Source organism: Martelella mediterranea, from assembly GCF_004342225.1.
Classification (GTDB): domain Bacteria; phylum Pseudomonadota; class Alphaproteobacteria; order Rhizobiales; family Rhizobiaceae; genus Martelella; species Martelella mediterranea_B.
The window spans coordinates 92,946-117,610 of sequence record NZ_SMAR01000001.1 but is presented as its reverse complement, the minus strand read 5'-3'; the positions used below and the strand labels follow the sequence as shown (position 1 = coordinate 117,610).

The following is a 24,665-nucleotide window of genomic DNA, read 5'->3' as shown; positions in this document are numbered from 1 at the left end:
GCTTACTGTTCAATTTCATTTGCTGACAGATAATTTTATAGTGTCTTTTCAAAGGACACTTCGATGCTGCGCTCGCCCCAAATCCTGCCTTATACAGTTGCTCTTCATAAACCTTCACTGATCGTCAGACGGAAATTGCGCCAAAGCGGTGTCGCACAGATTGCCGTGCTTGTTGCGATCTGGTTTATCTGCGACGCGCTCGCCCGCCATATGGGATTGCCGATTCCTGGAAGCGTCATCGGGCTCTTTGCCCTTCTTGGCGCATTGACGGTCGGCATTGTTAAAACGGCAAGTATTCGCCGCGGTGCGCGCTGGTTTCTGGCAGAGCTGTTGCTGTTCTTCGTGCCGGCTGTTCTCGCCGTTCTTGATCACCCTGAATTCCTTGGCATGACGGGGGTAAAAGTCCTCGCAGTGATCCTGGTTGGTGTCATCTGCGTCATGGTCACTACCGCGCTGGCTGTGGACTTCGGGTTCCGCATGATGGCCCGGCTTGAGAAGCCCCGGCCATGAGCCTGCTTGAAACGATTGCGGCAACGGCCTTCTGGTCTGTTCTGACCATCGCCTTTTACATGATTGCAAAACGGCTGAACCGGCGCTTTCCATCCGCTTTGACCGCGCCGCTTCTGGTCACTCCGGGTCTTCTGATCGTCGTGGCGCTGATACTGCATCAAAATTATGCTGGCTATATCCACGCAACGCACTGGCTGGTTTTGATGCTGGGACCGGCGACGGTGGCCTTTGCCCTGCCCATTTATGAACAGCGCGCCATGATCCGGCGATACTGGCCGGTTCTCATTTTCGGTGTGCTTGCCGGAAGCGGCACGGCCATGCTGACCGCCTGGGGGCTGGCATCATGGCTCGGTCTGGATGAAAGCCTGCGGTTAAGCCTGTTGCCACGCTCTTTCAGCACACCGTTTGCCATGGAAGTGTCGGAGGATATTGGCGGCGTTCCGGACCTGACTGCTGTTTTCGTTGTCATCACCGGTGTTTCAGGCGCACTGATTGGCGAAGCACTTATTCGCTTTCTGCCTCTGCGCTCAGCGCTTGCACGCGGTGCACTGTTCGGCATGGGAGCACACGGCGCGGGTGTCGCCAAAGCCACCGAGATCGGCCAGGAAGAAAGCTCCGTCGCAGGCCTTGTCATGGTTCTGGTCGGCGTCGTCAATGTGCTCGCCGCCCCGTTTCTAAGGCTTCTTCTGCTATAGTATAAACAACCAGATCACGGCTTCAGCGGTCTTGCCAGAGGCTTTGGCGGGCGGAAGCTGCACTACCGCCCGAGCTTGCTGTCAAACCGCCGGTCGCGGGCGCGCAGATGGCGGCGAAGCCAGTATACAGTCTTGCGTTTTACGCGTTCGGCCTGGGTCTCGGCCCATGGCGTTTCATTCCGGTAGTCCCAGTATAGCTCGGTCAAGGGATGTGTGCATTTCAGATGCCACGGCTTGCGCTTGTCGGTGAAATGCACAATCGCCGGATCGCTGGCCGCCTCAAATGCTTCCTGCTCATCGTAAGACGGCTCAAGCGGGTTGGCCCGATAAATCCGCGACCCGGCATTCCAGCGCAGATGCAGCATCTTCGTGTTCTGCTCAAACAGAATATTCAGAATATCCTGATCCTGTGAGACGATATAGGCTCCGTGCTTTCTGAACGCCGAAATGATCTCGTTCTGAAGATCCATAGCCCTGAACTTCGCGATATCGAAAAGCATAATTCCGGCATTGAAATAGCGGTGGTGGCTCGTCAGCTGAAGCCGTCTTGCCTGCAGAAAGCCCGCATCATCGGGAGCACCGGCAACAGGATGCCCGTCCATACTGGTGGACCAGAGTTCTTCGATAGGATCGATAACGATCGTATCGGCATCAAGATAAATAGCCTTTTTGACCGTTTCGGGAAGATAGGCATGCATCACAAGCCGGTAATAGGTTGCGATCGAAATATAGTCCCGGTTCAACGGCAGCCAACGGAGGTCACGGTCGTCAATATCAAGGAAGGTTAGCCTTGCCCCTTCATTTTCAGCCAGCTTTTTAAGCTTCGTGCGGTTGTCGCCTGAAACACTCCGGCCATTTAATATGAAAAAACGAAGCTGATTGGGCGTCGATGAGGTCCGAATCGCAGAAAGTATTGTGACAGACGCATGCGGAATGTAGTTGTCATCAACGGCCAGAACCACATTAATTCCGTCGTTTTCATCAATTACTTTTGCGACGCGCTTGCTCTCAGCTTTCGTCCGCGCCTGAGACAAGACGGTCTCGGGAGCAACCGCTGGCCTTTGCCTTACACCCCATGTCAAAGGGCATTCACGCACCTTTGCTCCGTGGACGAACTTGGCATAAGAGACGTAAACATTTGCAAGATACTCGGCCAAAAAACCCCAGATACGTGACTGATAACTGTCGTAGTCGCTTGTGTCGCTCCGCTTCTCCACCTCTTCCAGAATATCAAAAAGCCAGTCGCTGTATTCTTCAAAGAAGGGCTTTCGCATAACCGTGATGCTGTTGAAGAAAATCTTCCGCCCCACCAGCATATCGACAAAATAGGGATAGATTTCCGGCGAACGCTCTTTGACGACCGCCTCCAGAATATCCATATCCCGGCTATGATGCTGATGCGCGTAAAATTCACCGGCCGTCATCAAAACTTCCGGCATGCCCGGCAGATAGATATCCCGAACCGGCGGCGTGAGAATGTCCGCGCTTTCACAAGCCTTTTCGATCAGCGCGTCGTTCCAGCCGTATCGCTCAAATTCACGCTCGGTAATATCTGAAAATGTAACGGCTTTCGGCTTTTTCTCGGCAAAAACCATGAGCCTGCGATAATGCATCAGGCCGTAATAGTCCGCGTCAACGTTATGACGCATCCAGTAGAGAGCCGTCAGTTCGTTCCAGCTGACATTCTTTTCCGAGATATTTTTCCCGTTATCATCACCAATCGCACCTTCAACGTCATAGCGGCCAAGCGCTTTGCCGGCCTGCACAGGGTTGAGGTATTCCGTTTGGACCAATGGCGCGGGCTTGAAATAGACAACCGAGATAAAGATCTTCTTCGAAATCATAGACGCTGCACCAATGCCGAAACGTGACCGGCTTTCTTCTTTGAAATAAAGTCACGTTATTACGCAAACAGCCGCATCCGTCGAGTGTGCAATTTCTCAAGGCCTTTTCACATCGGATATCACCGGTGGAAAAGCAGAAAACCTGTGGTGGCTTTCCGGCAGGGTGAAATCATACCCGGTTCACATAATCGGGTGCATAAAAGGGCGTTGGTTCGAGTTCATGTTCCTCATCCCAGTCCTTCAGACGCTCAAACAGGACATCGAAGTCTTCGACAAACAAATGGCTGGCGATATGCGCGGCAAGGCGTTCACCCGCCGGATTGACGCTTGGCACATCCAGAGAAAGCGTTCCAAAGCTCAAGTAAGATCCGGTGTTGAAGATATGGATACGATTAAGTGGGCTCGTTTTCGAGCCACGCTCAGCCAGTTCGAAGCCTTCGCCAAGATATGGCATACGCGACAGGCCCGCATTCTGCAGGTTGTCCGGCGGCTGGTAACAATCTCCCCAGGTCACGATACGATCCGCAATTCCGGAGAACATCGGTTCTTTGGAAAGATCGACGGCAAAACCCGTGCCCAGAATAAGAAAGTCGAAAACCTGCATATCACCATTGGTGAAGGTAATCGACACTTTGTCACCGGCCTGCCTGACTGTTTCGAAGGGCATGCCGAAATGCACACTGAAGCAATCGTGAGCGATGGTTCTGAGCACAGTTTCATGCGGCGGCGGGGTCTGTACCCGCTCCAGATAGACCGCCATTTCCCAACGTTTTGCATCCGAGAGACCGCGCCAGCCGGAAAAAAAGCCCGGATTGGCATTGGCGCGCCCCTTGTTCAGTTGCGGCAGCGCTTTGCGGCGACAGAACATATCGACCGATTGCGCGCCATTTTCCAGCGCGGTTGCAGCATTGTCCCACGCGGATGAACCTGCGCCGATAACAGCGACGCGCTTGCCCTCAAGGCGCTTAAAATCAATCATCTCGCTGGTATGCGCAGCCAGATGCTGCCATAGATCTGCTGCAATACCCTCCGGCCTGTTGAAGCCGCCAGCGCCCGCGCGCCCGGTGGCGACCACGACCCGCTTTGCGCGGAAAATACGGCCATCAGCCGTCGTGACCTTGACGTGATCGCTCAACGGCTCAACGGCAGTCACATCGCAGTCATTTTCAACCGGAAGCGCCAGCATTTTGCGAAGCCATAGCAGGTAATCCTGCCAGACCGCATTGGGGATCTTGTAGAGCTCTTCCCATGCTTCCAGCCCAAAGCAGGCCTCATACCACGCACGGAATGTGAGCGAGGGAATACCGAAAGGTGAGCCGGGTAGATCCTTTTTCGAGCGCAGTGTCAGCATTCGGGCATAGGTCACCCACGGGCCTTCCTGCCCCTCTGCCGCCCTGTCAAGAAGCTTTATATTCTGAACGCCCTTAAACATCAGGCTGCCTGCCGCTGACAGGCCGAACATGCCAGCCCCGATGATCACAACGTCCAGCAGTTTTTCACCGTCACCACCTGTTTTGGGGGCTGTCCACTCCGCTGGAGGCAGCTTCAAAACCGCCATATCAGCCTTGACCTTCTCATTCAGTGCAGACAGACCGCTTTCAGAGAATTTGCGGTTTTCAGTGGACTTTAAAAGCGTGGACATTGCGTTTCAGTTCCTTATCGGCGCTACTTTTCAGCACCCTCTTCCATTGAATAACGAAAATCACAGTGGCTTGCGCCAGACATGATTGTCTGATTGCGTGTGAGCGTCATTTTCGGATTGAACCCCTGACAGAAAGCGCCATCGCGATTGCAGGATAGGATATCGCCGATATCGCCCAGCCCCATGTCGCGGTACATTTCCGCATAGCGACAACGCGTGACATTATAGGCAAAGCTCTTTTCTGTTGTCTCCAGCACCTCGATTTCGAGCGCGCCATTGGCTGTCCAGTATTTCAAAGAGTCGGCAAAGTCGAAGAAGTCCGCCGGGCGGTCCAGTTCTTCGGCGAAACTTTCACCCTGACGGATAGCCGCACGGGTCACGGCATCGCCGATAATCTTCCGCGCTTCATCTCTGCCGTGACGCGCCTCAATCTCATCATAGACACTCGCCAGGACATTGGCCTCGATGCGGCGCTGTTCGATAACCGGCAGGCGTTCTTTCTTTTTCGATGTGGCTTCAGACATGGACGTGACCTCCTAGATAGGCTTCTGCGACACGCGGATCCGCAGCGAGGTTCTTAGCCGGTCCGCTCAATACAATCCGCCCGCCTTCCATCACTGCGGCCTGATCGGCAATACGCAGTACTGATTTGGCATTCTGCTCCACAATCAGAATCGACAACCCTTCATTGCGGATCGTCTCCACGAGGTCAAAAATCGCCTTTACAATTTTCGGGGCAAGACCCAGCGATGGTTCATCCAGAAGCAGTATTTCCGGTTTGCCCATCAGTGCCCGGCCAATACAGAGCATCTGTTGCTCACCGCCTGACAGTGAGCCAGCCTCCTGATTGATCCGCTCTTTCAGCGTTGGAAACAGGTGGCAGACATGGTCCAGCTCCGAAAGGCCATGCGGACCGCCACCGATCAGAAGATTTTCCCGCACCGACATGTTGGAGAAAATCTGCCGACCTTCCGGAGCCTGACTGATGCCGGCCCTGACCACAGCATGGCTCGGCAGACCACTGACCACCTCACCTTTGAAACGGATGGTCCCGGATGCTGGCGTATAGATGCCTGAGATGGCCCGCATCAGCGTTGTCTTGCCAACGCCGTTTGAGCCCAAAACGCCGAAAATGCCCTTTTCCTCAACGTTCAGCGAAACGCCATGCAGAATTTCCTGAACGCCCATCGACACGGTGAGGTTTTCGATTTCGAGAACAGCACTCATTCGTCATCCCCTCCGAGATATGCTTCCAGAACGACCGGGTCAATGCGCACGACCGAGGGCACGTCATCGGCAATCTTGCGCCCGGAGGCGATCACGACGACGCGCTCGCAAATTCCCATCACAAGGTTCATGTCATGCTCCACCAGCATGATGGGCAAACCATCAGCATTCAGCTTCTGAACGAAGGTGGAAAGCTCTGCGGTTTCAGTATCATTCAGCCCGGCGGCCGGTTCATCGAGGATCAGAAAATCTGGTTCCATGGCCAATGCGCGAGCGATTTCGAGATATTTGCGACGCCCATAGGAAAGGTTCGCCGCCAGATCATCCGCCACATCTGTCAGGCCGGTCATTTCCAGTGCTTTCCAGCTTTGTTCGGAAATGCGTTCAGCCCGCATCCCGCCGCCGACAAGGGACTGGAAAAAATTCATGCCTGTGTCGCCCAGCGCGCCGACCGAAACATTGTCAAATACCGTCATGTTCGGAAAAATACGCAGGTTCTGAAATGTTCGCGACATACCATGCTTGGCGATTTTAAAGGGCTTCTGGCCCGTGATATCCTCACCTTTGAAGCGGACACGCCCGCCGGAAACCGGCGTAAAACCGGATATCAGATTAAACAGAGTTGTCTTGCCGGCACCATTCGGTCCGATCAGGCCAACCAGTTCGCCTTCACCGACATGAGTGGTGATATTGTCAACGGCTTTCAGTCCGCCGAAGGAGCGGGACAGATTTTCAATTTCCAGAATATTCATCGCCAGCCCACCTTCTTATCGCCCGGAGCATGCTGCCAGCGATCGCCGATATGACGGCGGACAAGTGACAGGGCAGACACTTCGCCGAACAGGCCCTTCGGCAAGAAAAGAATGGCAAAGAACATCACAAGCCCGACAGCGATATTGCGGAAATCACCGACATCGCGCAGCACTTCCGGCAGAAGAATCAGCAGCGCCGCCCCGATGATGGCACCCGGCAAGGAGCCAAGCCCGCCAACCACAACCATCGCCAGGATCTGGATTGAAACAGAGAAGTCGAAATCCTTCGGTGAAATATAGCCGGTGGTATAACTCCAGAGCGCACCGGCAAGGCCCGCGAAGAAAGCGGAAAGCGTGAACACCTCAATCTTCAGACGCACCGTATTGACGCCCATCGCATCGGTGCACTGATCGTCTTCTCTGAGCGCCCTTAGCCCATTGCCATAATAGGAATGACTGATCCGGTGAATGAGGTAGATCGAGATTGTCACGACCGCTGCCACCACGAAATAGATGCCATTGTCGGAAGTGATGTCAAAGCCGAACAGGTTCATGCCATCGAACAGCATCACGCCGTTCGGCCCCTTGGTAAAACCAACCCAGTTCAACATGATCAGATAAAGCATCTGGCCGATAGCAAGCGTGGCAACCGCAAAGTAGATCGACACCAGACGCATGGTTGGAAGTGCCACCAGAAACGCCAGAAACGCGGCGACAACACCGGCAAGCGGTAGCCCTAGCGTAAATCCAACGCCATAATCAGCGCCCAGAAGGGCCGCCGTATAAGCGCCTACACCATAAAAGGCAGCGTGACCGAGATGGAGCAATCCTGCTGTTCCGGCGACGAGATTCAGCGAGGCAGCCAGCAGCACGAAGATCAGAACAAGACTGGCGATCTGGTAAAAGTAACCACGGTCAAAGCCATGAAGGGCGAGCGGGACGATCACGAACAGAAAGACCAGCGGCAAAGCCACCGAAAAAAGACGGGACGAAGGGATATTAAACACGCTCCCTCCTTCCGCCGAAAAGGCCACGCGGGAAGAAAATCAGCGTCACGATCAAGAAGCCATAAGCCACCATATCCGCCCAGTTGGCAGAAATGAATGTGGTTGCCAGACCTTCAGAGACACCGAGAAGCAATGCACAGATCACTGCACCGGGAATGGAGGTCAGGCCACCCATAATCATTGCGACGAAGGCCTTGATACCCGGCACAAAACCCATCGCCGGAAAGATCACACCATAATAGAGCCCAACCAGAAGCCCGGCAGCAGCGCCCATCATCGAGCCGACGACAAACGTCGAAACAATGGTTCTGTCGGTGTTGATACCGACATATTTTGCGCCAAGCGGATTGTTGGAGACGGCGCGGATGGCAAGCCCGATCCGGGTTCTCCTGAGAATATATTGCAGGCCAACCAGCATGATAATGGCGACCGCCAGGATGATGATATCGCCGTTCGAAATGGTGACTTCGCCGATCTGGATCGGCTTGTTGATCATGTAGTCAAAAGGAATGCTCTGCATCTGCGACCCGAAGACCAGTTCCAGCGCCTCACGCACGACGATAGAGACAGCCAGCGACGACATCAGGGTTGCTTCCCGCATCGCGCGTGATTTCAAGGAGGCTTCATCCGAAAACCGGCGAAAGGGTCTGAAAGCGATCCGCTCCAGCCCAAAGCCGGCGAGCGCGCCAACAGCCAGCGCAATAAACAGAACGATCAGCAATGGCGGCGCAAAGGTGGTTATGGCCAGAAGACCGGCAAACGCGCCCAGCGTGTATACTTCGCCATGCGCAAAGTTGACGACGTTCAAAACACCGAAGATCAGCGTAAAGCCGATAGCCATCAGAGCGTAGGTAACGCCGAGTGACAGGCCAATCAGCAATTGCTGCAGGTAATATGGATCTAGCAAGATGCAGGTCTCCGCAAGGTCGCCGCACCCGCCTTTTTTTTGCATCAAAGAGCGGGCAGCGAAATTGTCATCCGTTTTTTAAGGGAAACGACAACTGTTGAAGACGGTAGCAAGAGCAACCACCGCCTTCTGAGTTTCTCAGGATCAGTTGCTGACCGGTTCAAATGCGCCGTTTTCAACGACTGCCTTTGTCAGAACCTTCTGCGGCTCGCGATCGGGGCCAAAGGTGGTTACACCGGTCACGCCGGGAAAATCCTTCGTTTCCGCCAGCGCATCGCGAAGGCTTTCACGCGTGACATCAGGATAGGCACGGACGATGGCATCCAGCATGATATTGGTCGCATCATAAGCCTGTGCCGGGAACTGGCCCGGCTTGTCGCCGCGCTCTTCTTCCCAGGCGCTCACGAATTCCTGCACTTCGGGCCGGTCATCATTCGGCATGAAAGTCGCCGTCAGATGCAGGCCGTTGGCATCTTCACCCGCCAGTTCAATCAGCTGCGGGCTATAGGCAGCAGACGTGGAGAAGATCGGAATATCCAGACCAAGCTGACGGGCCTGTTTCAGGAAATTGGCGGCGTCTTCATAGAAGAAGCCGGTATAAATCGCATCCGGTTCAGCACGTTCAATCTTGGTGATGATCGAACGGAAATCCGGCAAACCACGGTTGAAATATTCCGAAAACACGATTTCACCGCCATTGGCCTTCACCTCATCGGTGAAATTATCAACGACAGTCTGTCCCCAGTCGGTCTGTTCTGAGATGACGGCGATTTTCTTGTAGCCCAGCGCATTCATCCAGTCGGCATTAAACGGGCCTTCCTGCGCCTGGGTGGTGATGTTGCGGAACTGGTAGGGCGAGATCTTGGTATAGTCAGGATGCGAGGCAGTTTGTGAAAGTTGCGGAATGCCCTCACGCTTATACACCTGAGCCGAAGCCATCGAGACGCCTGAAGTGAAATCACCCAGCACACCGACAATCTCGTCATTGTCGGCGAATTTGCGAGCGATTGTCACGCCTTCCTTCGCGTCCGAGCGCGAATCTTCATAAATGATTTCGACCGGAACCGGTAACTGACCGGAGGCGTTAAACGCCTTAAGCGCAATCTGTGACGCTGTTTCGAAATCCTGCCCGTACTGCGCGGTGTTGCCGGTCAGCGGAAGCTGATAGCCAATCTTGATCGGATCACCATCTGCGGCGAGCGACATGCCAGCCGAAAGCATCATGGCCGCCAGACCTGCCGAAAGGGCAAGCGCGGTCTTGTGGAAACTGTTCATTTCGTTCTCCTCTGAGGTCATTCTTATATTTTTATGTGAATGATCTTTAGTCACGGCAAACACCTGCTTTTGTCTGTTGCAGTCCTTCATGCTGCTAGCAGTTTTCGTGCTCCGTTATGAGTTCGTGATTTGCGCGATACCCCCGTCTGGTAAAAACTTTTCCTAAAAGTTCATTCCTTTAAAAAATCAAGCAAGCGATGTGCCATTTCGGCAGACGCCGGCATTCAGCCGGTCGCCAGAAGCTGATTGTCATCAACACCGCACGCAAAATCGACGGCAGCAGCAGCATGCAGCTTGGTGGAATCAAAAACCGGAAGATCTGTATCATCGGGGCCGATCAGGAGACCAATTTCCGTACAGCCAAGAATAACGGCATCACAGCCGGAAGCCTTCGCCTTTTCAATCGCCTGGCAATAAAGATCATGCGAACTTTTTCTGATAACGCCGCAGCAAAGCTCCTCGAAGATCACATTATGTACACCGGCGCGATCTGCCTCATCCGGGACGATCGCTTCAATACCATATTCCGCTTTCAGACGGTCGCGATAAAAGCTTTGCTCCATCGTGTAACGCGTAGCCAGAAGAAGCGGCTTTTTGGCACCAGCAGCTTTCAGCGCTGAGCCCGTTACATCCACGATATGGATCAGCGGGATATCGAAATGCGCGGAGACTTCGTCTGCGATAATATGCATTGTGTTTGTGCAAATGAGCGTACAATCAGCACCAGCATCCTGAAGCTTTTTGCCGACATCACCGAGATATTCGGCTGCCTTGCCCCATTCCCCGGCCTTTTGCCAGGCCACAATCCGCGAGAAATCCACAGAGTGTATCAGCACGTCTGCCGATGACAAACCGCCATACCGGCGCCGGACGATTTCATTGATTTCCTTGTAATAGACGGCTGTGGATTCCCAGCTCATGCCACCGATCAGACCGATTGTTTTCTGCAAGGTCTTTCTCCTTATCTTTTGTCAGGAGGATAAGCTGGGTGGCCTGCAAAATCAGATTGAATTATGAACGTTTGTCGATCCATAATGCGATTTTTTATTGCATTATCGGCTATTTACGCATTATTTTCTCACTAATAAATTATAAAGAGCGAGATTATTGCAGATGCTCGATCAACGCGACCGCAGAATCGTCGAATATCTTCAGCATGACGCCGATATGCCGGTGACAGACTTGGCTGACCTTGTCGGATTATCAGCATCCGCGTGTTGGCGGCGGATCAAAAGCCTGGAGGAAAGCGGGTTGATTACCCGGCGTGTCGCGCTGGTTGACCGCAGAAAAGCCAATGTCGGCATGACCGTGTTTGTGGCTGTGCGCACCTCGCGCCATTCGATCGAGTGGCTGGAGAGCTTTCGCAGCGCCATCGCCGATATTCCCGAAATCGTTGAAGCATACAGGCTGACCGGTGACATGGATTATCTGCTGCGCATGGTCGTACCGGATGTGGAAGTCTACGACGCTGTCTACAAGCAGCTGATCGCAAGGCTGGACTTTACCGACATCTCATCGTTCATCGGCATGGAAGAGCTGAAATACACAACAGCTGTCCCGATGAATTATCTCATATAAAGAGGCCGCCCGGCGAAACCGAACGGCCTCATGACCAAATGAGAGGCTGGCGGCATCAGGCCGCTTTACGCTGGTGACGCCCCTCTTCCACTTCCTCGACGATCTTATTGACGAAAGCGTCAAGGTCCTTCGGCGAGCGCGATGTGATAATGCCATTATCGGCAACCACTTCACGGTCGACCCAGTTGGCGCCGGCATTTTTCACATCCGTCCTGATCGAATGATAGGATGTTGCATCGCGCCCCTTTAACAGATCCGCCTCAACCAAAAGCCATGGGGCATGACAAATGGCAGCGATAATCTTGCCCGATTTGTAAAATGCATCGACGATACCAACGGCTTTTTCGCTGGTGCGCAAAACGTCCGGATTGATCTGACCGCCGGGAATAACGAGCGCGTCGAAATCGGAAACGTTGACGTCTTCGAGCGTCAGCGAAGCATCAATGCTGTCACCCCAGTCTTTCCCGGCCCAGCTGGCTATCTGTCCCTTCTCGAAGGACACGATCTTGACGTCGGCCCCACGGTTCATCAGCTCGTCGTAAGGGACGCGTAATTCTGAGCGTTCATAGCCATCCGTTGCCATAATCAGAATCTTGGATTGATTGATCGCAGTCATCATATCCTCCTGTTCGTGTTTCCGGCATAACTGGCGCTGGCTCTTTGCAAGCGCCTTCGATGACTGGAACGCAAGAGGCAACTGACCGTTCCGCAAAACTTGATATTTCACTGAAATTCCGTAGGAGATGAGTGGTGCCCAGACGCGGATTCGAACCACGGACACGCGGATTTTCAATCCGCTGCTCTACCAACTGAGCTATCTGGGCATCGCCGTTGAGATGGCGGTGAGGAGGTCCCCCCTCAAGTGAGCGCGGTTATAGCATCTTGTTTTTTCAAGTCCAGCGGCAATTTCGAGAAATTGTCAGTTTTTTCACACTATCCACACGCCACCGGATGTCTGCCCGGATCACTCAACCTCGCAAGCCGTGTTCAGGTCAGACTGAGTGTCCTGTTCCATGGCGGCAACAATATCGGCAACCTTTCGCATGGACGGATGCGACAACTGATGAAGACGGCCGGATTGCGTCGACCAGGAGATGACAACGCCATCATCGTGCAGAACGCGCAAACAGCGCATAGCCAGAAATTGGGTTTGCCCTGTCAACGAACATAACTCAGCCAACGTGCGGGCACCCATCGATAACGCTCTCACGATCGCCAGACGATTTTCATCAGCCAGAGCAGCCAGCAACACAGACATTGAATTGAAACGCTTACTCCTTTTCGGAGCGAATATAGGAAAATGCGACGACGCAACGCAGCTCATTAAATATCTCCATTTGATTTATTAGTGGTTCATAATATAAATATCTTCACCATCATGAACGCCTGCAAATTTGTTGATACTTATTTTTATATAAAAATAAATAAAAACCATCAAAAAATAATTATTTAATATTCAACCAACTACAACCTAAAGTAATTTACATAATAAATCAAGGATGATATTTTCATTTATATTCAGTCATAAATATTCATGCAGAGTTAAATTTTTAATATGTATATAAATAGAATATTCATATCCACTCAGCGGGAGGCGATGTTGCGACCATATCGGGTGACTGTGATCTTAAGCGGCCGGTAGCACACCTTCAGTCTTCGCAATATTGATCTCGGCCCCATGCCTTCAATCGTATCGCCCCTCCGGCACACGCATGATAAACTGTAAGATCGTAAGCACACAAAAGCACATCAACGCATCTTGAGCATCAGCCAGGCGGCTAGTTGCGCTGACAGGTCCAGCATAATCGCAAGCCACGGCGCTTAAGCCATACGCCTTAACCCCGCTTTGAATTCCAAGACAGTGTTCGATGCGGCAGTGCACCAATTCTCTCATGCTTTCATTTCCACCGGGGCAATTCGCAATTGCTAAATGGACTCGACATGCTAACTTCAGCGTGTGGGGAAAGAAGGATATAATGACGACGCTATCAGAAACGCCGCAAACAGGCACGACGATTCCGCGCCGGCTTCGCGAAAGCATCCGGCTTCATCTCGAAAACATCTACCCGGAAAAGGACTCACGCGCTCTGACGCGTCAGGTTCTGGAGGCCTTCTGGTCCGGCGAAACGCATCCAAGACGGCGTGGCCGCGTGGCCGGAAACGGCATGTGGAGCGCCGATAATGCTTATGTCATCACCTATGGCAATTCGATTGTCGATGGCGAGCACAAGCCGCTTTCGCTGTTGCAGGATTTTCTGACCGAGAATCTCAAAGGGGTGATCAAGGGCGTGCATATTCTGCCCTATTTTCCCTACACCTCGGATGACGGCTTTGCGATCACCGACTACCGAGCAATTGATTCCGGCCTCGGTGGCTGGGAAGATATCGAACGCATCGGTCGCGAATTCCGGCTGATGTCGGATCTGGTGCTCAATCACTGTTCCAGCCAGAGCAGCTGGTTCAATGAATTCCGGATGGGACACAAGCCTTATAAGGACTTCTTCTTCACGGCCTCTCCGGAAGACGATCTCACCGATGTGGTCCGCCCGCGTGCTCACCCGCTTTTGCGGAAAGTGGAAACTGCCGATGGCGAAAAATATGTGTGGTGCACTTTCAGCCACGATCAGGTGGATTTCGACTTCTCCAATCCGGATGTGTTGCTGGAATTTTTGAAGATTATGCGCTTCCACATTGACCGCGGCGTGCGAACCATTCGTCTCGATGCCTGCGCGTTTATCTGGAAGGAAATCGGAACATCCTGCATTCATCTGCCGCAAACGCATGAAATCATCCGTCTGATGCGGCTTCTGGCCGACTATAGCGAAGAAAGCATTGTGCTCATCACAGAGACCAATGTGCCGAATATCGAGAATTTGAGTTACTTCGGCAATCGCAACGAAGCCCATATGATCTATAACTTCTCGCTGCCGCCGCTGATCGTCCATGCGCTGCTGACGGGAACTTCGCAATTCCTAAACGCCTGGCAGATGGCGATGCCGCCAGCGCAGATGGGGTGCGCCTATTTCAATTTCACCGCATCCCATGACGGCATTGGGTTGCGCCCGGCAGAAAGCCTGCTTTCCGACGATGCCATTTCTGAAATGGTGGAAACGGTTCAGGGCTTCGGCGGGAAGGTGTCAATGCGTCAGCTCTCCGACGGGACGATGCGGCCTTATGAAATGAACGTTTCACTGTTTGATGCACTGAAAGGCACCGTCAGGGGCGAAGACAATCACAACATTGCTCGCTTCCTTTGCAGCCAGACCATAGCCATGGCACTTGAAGGCATTCCCGCTTTTTATATTCACTCTCTTCTGGCAACGAGCAATGACTATGAGGGCGTCGAGAAAACTGGTCATAACCGGGCAATCAACCGCCATCGCTGGAACTATGGTGCCCTGCAGGACGCTCTGGCGGACGAAACCAGCCAGCACGCTCAGGTTTTCGACGCAATGCGCAAGCTGATTGCTATCCGCACGCAGCAGCCGGCCTTTCACCCCAATGCAACGCAGTTCACGCTTCACCTTGGCGAAAAGCTGTTCGGCTTCTGGCGCCAGAGTGTTGATCGCTCGCAGAGTATCTTTGCAATCAACAATGTGACCGACGAAGACATGGAAATTCCAGCCATGTCGCTCAATCTGATTGGTGGTGAAAGCTGGTATGATCTCATTACCGGAGAACCAATCAGCGCCGGTGACAAAAAGATCAGCTTTGCCCCGTATCAGTGTCGCTGGATCACAAACCGCACCTGACATCAGGTCTGCCGGCAAAACTTAAACAGGTAGGCATCAGGCCGCGCTTGCACGGCCTGTCACAGTATCAGCCGGTTTCTGATTTATCGATCATGCCGATGGCGTTGCTTCATCTATCTATAATTCATAGTTGCGTATATACGTATTATCATTTACGTTATAGATAAACAGTCTGAGGAGGATATCGCATGGTTCCGCCCCTGCCCTTTAAACCGGCGCCGGATATCAAGCCCGAGGTTCACGGTTTTTTTGACCCGGATACCAACACGATCTCATATGTCGTGAGGGATCCGGCCTCCAGCGCCTGCGCCGTCATCGACAGCGTGATGGATATCGATCACGCCGCAGGCCGCATAACCTATCGAAGCGCCGACAGGCTGATTGCCTTTATTCGTGACAACGAGTGGCAGCTTGAATGGATCATTGAAACACATGTTCATGCCGACCATCTGTCCGGTGCGCCCTATATTCAGGAGAAGCTGGGCGGAAAGCTCGGCATTGGCGAGAACATCACCATCGTGCAGGAAACCTTCGGCAAGGTTTTCAACGAGGGTACGGAATTTCAGCGTGATGGCTCGCAGTTTGACAGGCTCTTCAGCGATGGTGACACCTATCGGATCGGAGAAATGATAGCCTGTGTCATGCATACGCCGGGCCATACACCTGCCTGCATGACCCATGTAATCGGTGATGCTGCCTTTGTAGGCGACACGCTGTTTATGCCTGATGGCGGTTCGGCGCGTGCTGATTTTCCCGGCGGCGATGCCCGCACGCTCTATCGTTCATCAAAACGCGTTCTGCAGCTACCGGAAGAAACCCGTCTGTTCATGTGTCACGACTATGGACCAAACGGTCGTGAAATCCAGTGGGAAACGTCGGTCGGCGCAGAACGTCAGCACAATATTCACCTGCGTGATGGCATCGATGAAGACGAATTCGTCAATATGCGCGAAGCGCGCGATGCAACGCTTTCAATGCCGCGGTTGATCCTGCCCTCGCTGCAGGTCAACATGCGTGCCGGTGAAATTCCGCAGGATGAAGACGGACGCCCCATGCTGAAGCTGCCGATCAACGCTCTATAGCTATAGCAATATCATAATATGCAATATGTCGCCGCCCGTACCTCCTGCAGAAGGCGGCGCACCTGGATGAGGTTCGAGGAAAATGCGCGCACGAGCAATCACCGGCAACTACCATGTCACCGGCCAGCTGAAAGCAAAAGATATGGCAGACGTGGCCCGCGAGGGCTTTTCTGCCGTTATCTGCATGCGCCCTGATGGGGAAGGTTTCTTTCAGCCGAAATATGCAGAAATCGAGACAGCCGCCAAAGCGGCGGGCCTGACGTGTCACTACCTGCCTGTCGGTGGTTCTCACTCTCCGATCACCCAGGCACCGAAGCTTAAAAAAATACTGAGTGTGACGGATGGCAAGGTTTTGGCCTTTTGCGCCTCCGGTGGCCGTTGCGCCAGCCTCTATCAGCTTGCACTACAGGCAGGTGCCTGATTTCTGTCACATAACATTCGTCATTTTCACCCTAGACTTCGCGGCGCATGACAACGTCATAGATCAGGGAGTGACAATATGACGAAGATTCCGCCGAGCAAGATGTCTGATGACGAATGGGATGAGTTGCACTTCCCGCGTCCGGATGAAAGCGAGTTCGACCGCGTCGTTGAACGCGCCATTCCCCGCCGCGGCTTTCTGGGCGGCGTAGTGGCATTTGGTTCGGGTGCAGTGGCCATGAGTTCCGGCCTGATGACACCCGGCCTTGCCAAAGCGCAGACTGTGTCAGCATCACGCTTCCCGTTCAAGCCGATCCCGCCACACACCGACTTCGATATTCATGTGCCTGAAGGCTATAGCTGGAAAATCCTCGCAAGCTGGGGCGACCCGCTTTTTGACGGCGTTTCCGAGTTCGACCATGAGACCGGCGGCTCAGTTGAGGAATCGGACAAGGTTTTCGGCGAGAACACCGATGGCATGGAAACCTATCAGATCCGCGGTCATCAGGTGATCGCGATCAACAATGAGTATGTCAACAGCGATATCAACCTGCCACAGACCGAAGACGGCATTCCGCAAAGTAAAGCCGATGTGCTGAAACTCCAGAACCTGCAAGGCGTGACGGTGATGGAGATCACGGAAGATGACGATGGCTGGCGCATTGTCCGCAATAGCCCGTTTAATCGACGCCTGCATCACAATGCACCGATGACGGCTTCCGGTCCCGCTGCCGGTCATGACCTGCTGAAGACTTCGGCTGATCCCGACGGCAAGCACATTCTCGGCACGATGGGCAATTGCGGCGCAGGCAAAACGCCCTGGGGCACCTATCTGACCTGTGAGGAAAACTTCAACGGCTATTTCGGCGCCACCTCGGATGCGCGGTACAGCGATACCGTGAAGGCAGGCTATGAGCGCTATGGCATAGCCCCGGAAGGTCGCTACGGCTATGAAAAATTCGATCCCCGTTTCGATACGTCGAAAGATCCGAACGAGCCACATCGCTTCGGCTGGGTTGTCGAAATCGATCCGACAGACCCCGAAAGCACGCCGGTCAAACGTACAGCCCTTGGCCGCTTCAAGCATGAAAATGCTGAAGCAACACTGGCTCCCGATGGCCGTGTTGTCGTCTATCTCGGCGATGACGAGCGTGGCGAATTTCTCTATCGCTTCGTGTCGACGCATCCATATGTGCCCGGTGAGAACACCGATCACCTTCTGGATGACGGCACCCTCTATGTTGCCAAATTCAATGATGATCAGACCGGCGAATGGCTGGCTCTGACACCGGAAACAACCGGCATGGATCAGGCCGAAATGCTGATCTTCACCCGTATGGCCGCATCAAAGGTCGGCGCGACAACAATGGACCGTCCGGAGTGGATCGCAACCAACCCCTATGCCGTCGAGGCTTATTGCTGTCTCACCAATAACAAAAACCGCGGCATCAAAACCAATGCCGGTGGCGACGAGACGCCAGTGGGTGGCCCCAACCCGCGCGAGGCCAACAAATACGGACAGATTGTTCGCTGGTATCCGGCAAATGAAGATCATGCCGCTGAAACATTCAACTGGGACCTGTTTGTCATGGCCGGAAACCCGACCGTGCACGAAGGCCTCAAGGCTGGCTCGGACAATATCAACGAAGGCAACCTGTTCAATTCACCCGATGGTATGGCCTTTGATACCAGCGGCATTGTCTGGATCCAGACCGACGGCAATTACTCAAACGAGGGTGATTTTGCCGGAATGGGCAACAACCAGCAGCTTGCCGGTGACCCGGCGACAGGTGAAATCGTCCGCTTTCTGACCGGCCCCTATGGTTCGGAAATCACCGGCCTTTGCTGGTCGGCTGACCGGCGCACCATGTTTGTCGGCGTTCAGCATCCGGGTGGCTCATGGCCTGCAGAAGCCGGCTTGCCGCGGTCATCTGTTGTCGCCATCAAGCGTGACGACAACGACCTGATTGGCTGACCAGTTGCCAAGATCGCCAAAATCCCACCCTCGCCACTGAACCGGGGGTGGATCCGTTTGAACTGGTCACCCGAATATGAAGTTCGTTTCATTGCTCCGCTTGCTCTGAATGAACGTCAGATTCAAGGAGCGTGACTAGCAGGTTTTTGTTTCTATTGTGGTTTTCGAATTTGAAATTCGTACTTGAGGTTACTGCAACAATGCGGTGAATTTCAAATTCTCCACACTAGATCTTGCGCGCATATGAGATTGTATCAAAGCGCGCGTTCAGGCCATCATAAAGCAGCAGGCGCCCAACCAGCGGCTCACCGGCGCCGGTGATCAGTTTAACCGCCTCCATGGCCATCAGCGTACCGATCACCCCTGTTACAGGGCCGATCACACCGGCTTCGGCACAGCTTGGTATCAGACCGGGCGGCGGGGCCTTGGGATAGAGATCGCGGTAGCGCGGGTTGAGTTTACCATCCGCATTCTTCTCATACGGTTTAAGAACGGTCAGAGATCCATCGAAGCGACCAACCGCACCGGTCACGAGCGGGACAGTTGCGGCCTCCGCCGCATCTGCCGCCATATAGCGGGTCTCGAAATTGTCCGATCCATCAAGCAGCAGGTCATACCCGCTCAGAATCCCGCCGATGTTTTCACGACTCAGCCGCTCATGATAGCGGCGGCAGGTCACATGCGGGTTGATCTGAACAATGGCGCGCGCCGCACTTTCGGTTTTCGCCTCGCCCACGGTTCCAATATCATGGATCACCTGACGCTGCAGATTGGAAAGGCTGACGCCGTCATCATCGGCTATGCCGATGGTACCCACGCCTGCCGCAGCCAGATAAAGCAGAACCGGACTGCCAAGCCCGCCCGCCCCAATCACCAGAACGCGCGCATTTTTCAATGCCTGCTGGCCTTCACCGCCGATTTCAGGCAAAACGATATGGCGCGCATACCGGTCAATTTCTTCTTTCGAAAATGGTTCGTGGTCGCTCATGGGCGGTCTGCCGAAATCCCTGTTTCTGATGTGGATACCACACCTACCAGACTTGAAAATTTTATCACAAATACAAAATCGTTATGAACGAAAGGAGGCCAGATATGAGTGAAGAGCGTATCGTCAAACTCGAGGAAACCGTCGCCTACCAGACAAAGACAATCGATGAATTGTCCGAGCAGGTCGCCGAACAGTGGAAGCAGATCGACCGGCTGCAAAAACAGTTTAAATCACTGGCTGAACAGTTCCTTGAGCTGGAAGAACAGGCCAGCGTCAAGCCGGAAGTGACAAAGCCACCGCATTACTGAACCATCCGGACCTGGCGTCAGTTTTCGCGGATAGCACCATTTGAAACATTGAAAAACTGGCCGCGATCCTCAAGCGCCTCAAAGAGGGAGCGGTCAGTCCCGGTCATGAAGGCCTGACCACCGATCTCGTCGATCCGCTCGAAAAGCGCCGCACGCCGTCCGGCATCAAGGTGTGCTGCGACCTCATCAAACAGCATGATCGGCGGATGTCCACTGATCCGGTTTGTAAGCCGCGCATGAGCCAGGACCAGCCCCAGAAGAAGCGCTTTCTGCTCTCCGGTGGAGCAAAGTGCGGCATCCATTTGTTTTTGAGCATGGCGCACAGCCATCTCGCTGCGATGCGGACCTTCAAGGGTGCGACCGGCCGCAGCATCGCGATGGCGTCCTTCTTCCAGCATGGCACGGTAGCGATCCTCCAGATCAATAGCCGGGCCCTCGGCCCGATCGGCAAAGAAGCCGCTCAAGGCAACTTCAGGCGCAGGAAACGGGCCTTCACCGTCAGCCTCCGCGATCAGCCCTGTCAGCAGAGACAGCAGCTCGCGCCGCGCCAGCGCCATTGCCACACCGAGGCCGGCCATCTGCTCCTCCAGGCCTGAAAGCCAGACCGGCTCCATTCGCCGCTCGGAAAGCAGACGGTTTCGTGAACGCATCGCCCGCTCGAAATCGGCCACCCGCCGCCCATGTGCCGGGTCGATGGACAAAACCATTCGATCAAGGAACCGGCGGCGCTCCCCCGCAGACCCGGTGAAAAGCCCGTCCATCGCAGGTGTCAGCCAGACAACACGCGCGTGATCCAGAAGTTCATCGCTGGAGCCCGCAGGCGTGCCGTTAATCCGCACTTTGCGTCCCGAACCTTCACTGCCATCGGTTCCGGTTCCGATAGCCACATCACCGGACATGCCTTCAAGCTCTGTGAAAATCGTGAAACCGGCGGCAGCGTCTTTGCGGGCAACCTGTGCATAGGCAGCCCGACGCAGACCTCGCCCGGGAGAAAGAAACGAAACCGCTTCCATCAGGTTGGTCTTGCCAGATCCGTTTTCGCCCGTCAGCACGACATGACGCCCGTCAAACGCAAGTGACACCTGCGAATAGTTCCGGAAGTCGGTCAGTTTCAGTGCTGTCAGGAAAATGGAAGATGACATATCGAGGTTTCGGTTCAAATCACGTTTGCCTCTTATGGGCCAAAACGTCACCCGAAAAAAGTTTTTTGACCAATGAAGCGCACGGATTGATGACCTTGCATTGGAATATCAGCAAAAAGGCACCGGACGTGATCCAGTGCCTTTTCTTCAATCAACTCTGACCGCAGTCAGATGCGTTTACTCGGAACCGAAAAAGTCCTTCATCCGGGAGAAAAAACCGTTGGATTCGGGATTGTTCTCATTGGATGAAAGTTCATCGAATTCCTGCAGCAGCTCGCGCTGCCGTTTGGTGAGCTTCTGCGGTGTTTCCACACGAACCTGAATGTAGAGATCGCCCTTGTGTGACGACCTTAACACCGGCATACCTTTGCCCTTCATACGGAACTGCTTGCCAGTCTGCGTACCTTCCGGCACGGAAACCCGCGACTTCGATCCATCAAGCGTGGTCACTTCGAACTTGCCGCCGAGCGTCGCCTGCGTCATCGAAATCGGAACGGTACAATGCAGATCCGCACCATCACGCTGGAAGAAGGGATGCGGCTTAACCGAAAGGAAGATATAAAGATCACCAGCCGGACCGCCACGAAGGCCTGCTTCCCCCTCGCCCTGAAGGCGGATACGGGTGCCGTCTTCAATGCCTGCGGGAATATTGACGGAGAGCGAACGCTCTTCAACCGTACGGCCTTCACCATGGCATTTCGTGCACGGATCGGAAATAATCGTGCCACGTCCATGACAGGTCGGACAGGTGCGCTCAACCGAGAAAAAGCCCTGAGCAGCGCGCACGCGACCAGCGCCATGACACGTCGTGCAGGTTTTCGGCGTTGAACCGGGTTTGGCGCCCGAGCCTGAACATTCGTCACAGACTACAGATGTCGGAACCCGGATTTGTGCTGTCTTACCTTCGAAGGCTTCTTCCAGGCTGATTTCCATGTTGTAACGCAAATCAGCGCCACGCTCGCGTCCACCGGAAGACCGGCGACCGCGTGCACCACCCATCATTTCGCCAAAAATATCTTCAAAGATATCGGAGAAACCACCGGCGCCGCCAAATCCGCCAGCACCGAAACCACCGGCGCCCGGTCCGCCACCGCCACCATTTTCAAAAGCGGCATGACCGAAACGGTCATAGGCTGCCCGTTTCTGAGGGTCCTTCAGCGTTTCATAGGCCTCGTTGACTTCCTTGAACTTCTGCTCAGCTTCAGCATTGTCGGGATTGCGGTCCGGATGGTACTTCATCGCCAGCTTGCGGAAGGCGCTTTTCAGCTCCTTTTCGTCAGCCGAACGGCCAACGCCGAGTGTCTCGTAATAGTCCGCTTTTGCCATGGAGATGCCAACCTCTTACAGGATTTTCCGGCCGCCACATATGGGACGACCGGCATTTTTAAGGAGTGATGATGCTGTCTGAAAAATCAGATCAGGCCGATTTCTTGCCGTCGTCATCATCGCTGACATCTTCGAAATCAGCGTCAACAACGTCTTCGGCCTTGGCATCCTTCTCAGCATCGGCAGAGGCCTGAGCATTCTCATCAGCCTGCTGTGCTTCATAGACGGCCTGACCAAGCTTCATCGAAGCTTCCATCAGAGTCTGCGTCTTGGCCTGCAGGTCATCAGCATCCGGCTCTTCGGCAGCAACTGCTGTTTTCAGCTCTTCAATCGCAGCCGTGATGGCATTGCGATCTTCTTCCGAAACCTTGTCACCGTGCTCGTTGAGCGAGCTTTCCGTCGAATGGATCAGACTTTCAGCCTGGTTGCGGGCTTCCACAGCAGCGCGACGCTTCTTGTCGGCTTCTGCGTTGGCTTCCGCATCCTTGACCATCTGTTCGATATCATCGTCGGAAAGACCACCGGAAGCCTGGATACGGATCTGATGTTCCTTACCCGTGCCTTTGTCCTTGGCCGAAACGTTCACAATACCATTGGCGTCGATGTCAAAGGTGACTTCGATCTGCGGTACGCCGCGCGGAGCCGGTGGAATGCCAACGAGATCGAACTGGCCAAGCATCTTGTTGTCGGCAGCCATCTCACGCTCACCCTGCGCAACACGGATGGTCACGGCAGACTGATTGTCTTCGGCGGTCGAGAAGGTCTGGCTTTTCTTGGTCGGGATCGTCGTGTTGCGATCGATCAGACGGGTGAAGACACCACCAAGTGTTTCGATACCGAGTGACAGCGGTGTGACGTCGAGCAGGAGAACGTCCTTGACATCGCCCTGCAGAACGCCGCCCTGAATGGCAGCACCCATGGCAACAACTTCATCCGGGTTCACACCCTTATGCGCTTCCTTGCCAAACAGCTGCTTAACAGCTTCCTGAACCTTCGGCATACGGGTCATACCGCCAACGAGAACGACTTCGTCGATTTCGCTTGCAGAAACGCCAGCGTCCTTCAAAGCGGCCTTGCACGGATCAATCGTGCGCTTGACGAGATCGGCAACCAGGCTTTCGAACTTGGCGCGCGTCAGCTTCATCGTCAGGTGCTTCGGACCGGAAGCATCAGCCGTGATGAACGGCAGGTTGACTTCGGTCTGCTGAGCAGAAGACAGCTCGATCTTGGCCTTTTCGGCAGCTTCCTTCAGACGCTGCAGAGCCAGCTTGTCGGAACGCAGATCAATGCCGTTTTCCTTCTTGAACTCATCGGCAAGATATTCGACCAGACGCATATCGAAGTCTTCACCGCCAAGGAAGGTGTCGCCATTGGTCGACTTCACTTCAAAGACGCCATCGCCGATTTCGAGGATGGATACGTCGAAAGTACCACCGCCAAGGTCATAAACGGCAATCGTCTTGCCTTCGGATTTATCGAGACCATAGGCCAGAGCAGCAGCTGTCGGCTCGTTGATGATGCGAAGGACTTCAAGACCGGCAATCTTTCCGGCATCCTTCGTTGCCTGACGCTGCGCATCGTTAAAGTATGCGGGAACCGTGATAACAGCCTGCTCGACCTTTTCACCGAGATAGGCTTCTGCGGTTTCCTTCATTTTCTGAAGAACCATCGCCGAAACCTGCGACGGTGAATAGGTTTCACCCGAAGCCTTCACCCAAGCGTCGCCGTTCTCACCCTTGACGATTTCAAAGGGCACAAGTCCCTTGTCCTTGGCGACAGTCGGATCTTCAAACCGGCGGCCGATGAGGCGCTTAACGGCGAAGAGCGTGTTGGTCGGGTTGGTGACGGCCTGGCGCTTGGCGGGCTGACCGACCAGACGCTCGCCATCTTCAGAGAAGGCCACCATGGAAGGGGTCGTGCGTGCACCTTCAGCGTTTTCGATCACCTTGGAATCCTTGCCATCCATGATGGCCACACAGGAGTTGGTCGTTCCCAGGTCGATACCAATAACTTTTGCCATTTTATCTTCTCTCCTTTTAAGCAGACCGTCCGAACCCTTCAGGCATTCCGTGACGGCCCCTTGAGCGATGGTCTTGTTTAAAACTTCGCGGTCTTTTTACACCGTGGTGAGCGCTATATAATGAGGGTGAAATAGCTCTGCAAGGCGGAGAACGGCCCGAAAACCACCATTCATCACGTTTTCGTGTGTATGAAACAGCAAATGATCCGTCCACC

23 protein-coding genes and 1 tRNA gene are annotated in these 24,665 nt (G+C 54.0%); 8 read left to right on the top strand and 16 right to left on the bottom strand.

The genetic code is table 11. The features are described from left to right. The first annotated feature begins 63 nt into the window (after nt 1-63). Nucleotides 64-510, top strand: a complete 447-nt coding sequence (locus tag EDC90_RS00525; protein WP_132307419.1) for a CidA/LrgA family protein — start codon at nt 64-66, stop codon at nt 508-510. After that, the gene (locus tag EDC90_RS00520; protein ID WP_132307417.1) at nt 507-1,205 is read left to right on the top strand and encodes an LrgB family protein; all 699 of its coding nucleotides are present in this window, start codon (nt 507-509) and stop codon (nt 1,203-1,205) included. Before EDC90_RS00525 ends, EDC90_RS00520 begins: the two co-directional genes overlap by 4 nt. A 62-nt stretch (nt 1,206-1,267) precedes the next feature. Here EDC90_RS00520 and EDC90_RS00515 read toward each other — a convergent pair whose 3' ends face one another. The 9 genes from EDC90_RS00515 to EDC90_RS00475 form a co-directional block, all read right to left on the bottom strand. Then, a complete protein-coding gene (locus EDC90_RS00515; RefSeq protein ID WP_132307415.1) occupies nt 1,268-3,049 on the bottom strand; it encodes a DUF4422 domain-containing protein in 1,782 nt (593 codons plus the stop codon). A 169-nt stretch (nt 3,050-3,218) separates the two neighbouring features. Next, complete coding sequence (locus EDC90_RS00510) at nt 3,219-4,691, bottom strand: NAD(P)-binding domain-containing protein (protein ID WP_132307413.1); 1,473 nt, start codon at nt 4,689-4,691, stop codon at nt 3,219-3,221. Between the two features lie 23 nt (nt 4,692-4,714). Then, nucleotides 4,715-5,215, bottom strand: a complete 501-nt coding sequence (locus EDC90_RS00505) for an L-2-amino-thiazoline-4-carboxylic acid hydrolase (RefSeq protein WP_132307411.1) — start codon at nt 5,213-5,215, stop codon at nt 4,715-4,717. Continuing rightward, nucleotides 5,208-5,918, bottom strand: a complete 711-nt coding sequence (locus EDC90_RS00500; RefSeq protein WP_132307409.1) for an ABC transporter ATP-binding protein — start codon at nt 5,916-5,918, stop codon at nt 5,208-5,210. Before EDC90_RS00500 ends, EDC90_RS00505 begins: the two co-directional genes overlap by 8 nt. Further along, a complete protein-coding gene (locus EDC90_RS00495; protein WP_132307406.1) occupies nt 5,915-6,670 on the bottom strand; it encodes an ABC transporter ATP-binding protein in 756 nt (251 codons plus the stop codon). The genes EDC90_RS00500 and EDC90_RS00495 overlap by 4 nt, the downstream gene beginning before the upstream one ends. Then, a complete protein-coding gene (locus EDC90_RS00490) occupies nt 6,667-7,677 on the bottom strand; it encodes a branched-chain amino acid ABC transporter permease (protein WP_245510877.1) in 1,011 nt (336 codons plus the stop codon). The genes EDC90_RS00495 and EDC90_RS00490 overlap by 4 nt, the downstream gene beginning before the upstream one ends. Further along, nucleotides 7,670-8,584: a branched-chain amino acid ABC transporter permease gene (locus tag EDC90_RS00485; RefSeq protein ID WP_132307404.1), complete on the bottom strand. Its 915-nt coding sequence runs from the start codon at nt 8,582-8,584 to the stop codon at nt 7,670-7,672. The genes EDC90_RS00490 and EDC90_RS00485 overlap by 8 nt, the downstream gene beginning before the upstream one ends. Before the next feature lie 144 nt (nt 8,585-8,728). Beyond that, nucleotides 8,729-9,859, bottom strand: coding sequence for an ABC transporter substrate-binding protein (locus EDC90_RS00480; protein WP_132307402.1), 1,131 nt, complete (start codon nt 9,857-9,859; stop codon nt 8,729-8,731). A 224-nt stretch (nt 9,860-10,083) separates the two neighbouring features. After that, the gene (locus EDC90_RS00475; protein WP_132307400.1) at nt 10,084-10,809 is read right to left on the bottom strand and encodes an aspartate/glutamate racemase family protein; all 726 of its coding nucleotides are present in this window, start codon (nt 10,807-10,809) and stop codon (nt 10,084-10,086) included. Nucleotides 10,810-10,972: 163 nt separating this feature from the next. Between EDC90_RS00475 and EDC90_RS00470 the strand changes: the two genes are divergently transcribed. After that, nucleotides 10,973-11,437 carry an Lrp/AsnC family transcriptional regulator gene (locus EDC90_RS00470; RefSeq protein ID WP_132307398.1) on the top strand — a complete coding sequence of 155 codons (465 nt, stop codon included), beginning with the start codon at nt 10,973-10,975 and terminating at the stop codon, nt 11,435-11,437. A gap of 55 nt (nt 11,438-11,492) precedes the next feature. On the opposite strand, the gene EDC90_RS00465 is transcribed toward EDC90_RS00470, so the two are convergent. The 3 genes from EDC90_RS00465 to EDC90_RS00455 form a co-directional block, all read right to left on the bottom strand. Then, nucleotides 11,493-12,053 (bottom strand): type 1 glutamine amidotransferase domain-containing protein, encoded by a 561-nt coding sequence (locus EDC90_RS00465; protein WP_132307396.1) that lies wholly within the window; start codon nt 12,051-12,053, stop codon nt 11,493-11,495. 132 nt (nt 12,054-12,185) lie between these two features. Then, nucleotides 12,186-12,261, bottom strand: a tRNA-Phe gene (locus tag EDC90_RS00460). Nucleotides 12,262-12,401: 140 nt separating this feature from the next. Continuing rightward, a complete protein-coding gene (locus tag EDC90_RS00455; protein WP_132307394.1) occupies nt 12,402-12,695 on the bottom strand; it encodes an ArsR/SmtB family transcription factor in 294 nt (97 codons plus the stop codon). A gap of 718 nt (nt 12,696-13,413) precedes the next feature. Between EDC90_RS00455 and EDC90_RS00450 the strand changes: the two genes are divergently transcribed. The 4 genes from EDC90_RS00450 to EDC90_RS00435 all read left to right on the top strand — a co-directional run bounded on the left by EDC90_RS00450 (nt 13,414) and on the right by EDC90_RS00435 (nt 18,666). Further along, entirely contained in the window at nt 13,414-15,189 is a 1,776-nt protein-coding gene (locus EDC90_RS00450) for a sugar phosphorylase (RefSeq protein ID WP_132307392.1), read from the top strand. Nucleotides 15,190-15,377: 188 nt separating this feature from the next. Beyond that, nucleotides 15,378-16,271, top strand: a complete 894-nt coding sequence (locus tag EDC90_RS00445) for an MBL fold metallo-hydrolase (RefSeq protein ID WP_132307390.1) — start codon at nt 15,378-15,380, stop codon at nt 16,269-16,271. Between the two features lie 82 nt (nt 16,272-16,353). Then, nucleotides 16,354-16,692, top strand: coding sequence for a beta-lactamase hydrolase domain-containing protein (locus EDC90_RS00440; RefSeq protein WP_132307388.1), 339 nt, complete (start codon nt 16,354-16,356; stop codon nt 16,690-16,692). 78 nt (nt 16,693-16,770) lie between these two features. After that, entirely contained in the window at nt 16,771-18,666 is a 1,896-nt protein-coding gene (locus tag EDC90_RS00435; protein ID WP_132307386.1) for a PhoX family protein, read from the top strand. Between the two features lie 226 nt (nt 18,667-18,892). Here EDC90_RS00435 and moeB read toward each other — a convergent pair whose 3' ends face one another. Then, nucleotides 18,893-19,654 (bottom strand): molybdopterin-synthase adenylyltransferase MoeB, encoded by a 762-nt coding sequence (gene moeB, locus EDC90_RS00430; protein WP_132307384.1) that lies wholly within the window; start codon nt 19,652-19,654, stop codon nt 18,893-18,895. 104 nt (nt 19,655-19,758) lie between these two features. On the opposite strand from moeB, the gene EDC90_RS00425 reads away from it, so the two are divergent. Continuing rightward, nucleotides 19,759-19,962: a SlyX family protein gene (locus EDC90_RS00425; protein ID WP_132307382.1), complete on the top strand. Its 204-nt coding sequence runs from the start codon at nt 19,759-19,761 to the stop codon at nt 19,960-19,962. A 17-nt stretch (nt 19,963-19,979) separates the two neighbouring features. Here the strand turns inward: EDC90_RS00425 and recF are convergent, their stop codons facing one another. The 3 genes from recF to dnaK all read right to left on the bottom strand — a co-directional run bounded on the left by recF (nt 19,980) and on the right by dnaK (nt 24,450). Next, on the bottom strand, nt 19,980-21,104 hold the full coding sequence (gene recF / locus EDC90_RS00420; protein WP_132307380.1) for a DNA replication/repair protein RecF: 1,125 nt from the start codon (nt 21,102-21,104) through the stop codon (nt 19,980-19,982). 177 nt (nt 21,105-21,281) lie between these two features. Beyond that, entirely contained in the window at nt 21,282-22,430 is a 1,149-nt protein-coding gene (gene dnaJ, locus EDC90_RS00415) for a molecular chaperone DnaJ (protein WP_132307378.1), read from the bottom strand. A 91-nt stretch (nt 22,431-22,521) separates the two neighbouring features. Next, on the bottom strand, nt 22,522-24,450 hold the full coding sequence (gene dnaK / locus EDC90_RS00410; RefSeq protein ID WP_132307376.1) for a molecular chaperone DnaK: 1,929 nt from the start codon (nt 24,448-24,450) through the stop codon (nt 22,522-22,524). Nucleotides 24,451-24,665: the final 215 nt, after the last annotated feature.

Bases quoted from the DNA above. Each gene is read 5' to 3' on its own strand.
- EDC90_RS00525 (WP_132307419.1), top strand. From the start codon at position 64: ATGCTGCGCTCGCCCCAAATCCTGCCTTATACAGTTGCTCTTCATAAA.
- EDC90_RS00520 (WP_132307417.1), top strand. From the start codon at position 507: ATGAGCCTGCTTGAAACGATTGCGGCAACGGCCTTCTGGTCTGTTCTG.
- EDC90_RS00515 (WP_132307415.1), bottom strand. From the start codon at position 3,049: ATGATTTCGAAGAAGATCTTTATCTCGGTTGTCTATTTCAAGCCCGCG.
- EDC90_RS00510 (WP_132307413.1), bottom strand. From the start codon at position 4,691: ATGTCCACGCTTTTAAAGTCCACTGAAAACCGCAAATTCTCTGAAAGC.
- EDC90_RS00505 (WP_132307411.1), bottom strand. From the start codon at position 5,215: ATGTCTGAAGCCACATCGAAAAAGAAAGAACGCCTGCCGGTTATCGAA.
- EDC90_RS00500 (WP_132307409.1), bottom strand. From the start codon at position 5,918: ATGAGTGCTGTTCTCGAAATCGAAAACCTCACCGTGTCGATGGGCGTT.
- EDC90_RS00495 (WP_132307406.1), bottom strand. From the start codon at position 6,670: ATGAATATTCTGGAAATTGAAAATCTGTCCCGCTCCTTCGGCGGACTG.
- EDC90_RS00480 (WP_132307402.1), bottom strand. From the start codon at position 9,859: ATGAACAGTTTCCACAAGACCGCGCTTGCCCTTTCGGCAGGTCTGGCG.
- EDC90_RS00470 (WP_132307398.1), top strand. From the start codon at position 10,973: ATGCTCGATCAACGCGACCGCAGAATCGTCGAATATCTTCAGCATGAC.
- EDC90_RS00465 (WP_132307396.1), bottom strand. From the start codon at position 12,053: ATGACTGCGATCAATCAATCCAAGATTCTGATTATGGCAACGGATGGC.
- EDC90_RS00455 (WP_132307394.1), bottom strand. From the start codon at position 12,695: ATGTCTGTGTTGCTGGCTGCTCTGGCTGATGAAAATCGTCTGGCGATC.
- EDC90_RS00450 (WP_132307392.1), top strand. From the start codon at position 13,414: ATGACGACGCTATCAGAAACGCCGCAAACAGGCACGACGATTCCGCGC.
- EDC90_RS00445 (WP_132307390.1), top strand. From the start codon at position 15,378: ATGGTTCCGCCCCTGCCCTTTAAACCGGCGCCGGATATCAAGCCCGAG.
- EDC90_RS00440 (WP_132307388.1), top strand. From the start codon at position 16,354: ATGCGCGCACGAGCAATCACCGGCAACTACCATGTCACCGGCCAGCTG.
- EDC90_RS00435 (WP_132307386.1), top strand. From the start codon at position 16,771: ATGACGAAGATTCCGCCGAGCAAGATGTCTGATGACGAATGGGATGAG.
- moeB (WP_132307384.1), bottom strand. From the start codon at position 19,654: ATGAGCGACCACGAACCATTTTCGAAAGAAGAAATTGACCGGTATGCG.
- EDC90_RS00425 (WP_132307382.1), top strand. From the start codon at position 19,759: ATGAGTGAAGAGCGTATCGTCAAACTCGAGGAAACCGTCGCCTACCAG.
- recF (WP_132307380.1), bottom strand. From the start codon at position 21,104: ATGTCATCTTCCATTTTCCTGACAGCACTGAAACTGACCGACTTCCGG.
- dnaJ (WP_132307378.1), bottom strand. From the start codon at position 22,430: ATGGCAAAAGCGGACTATTACGAGACACTCGGCGTTGGCCGTTCGGCT.
- dnaK (WP_132307376.1), bottom strand. From the start codon at position 24,450: ATGGCAAAAGTTATTGGTATCGACCTGGGAACGACCAACTCCTGTGTG.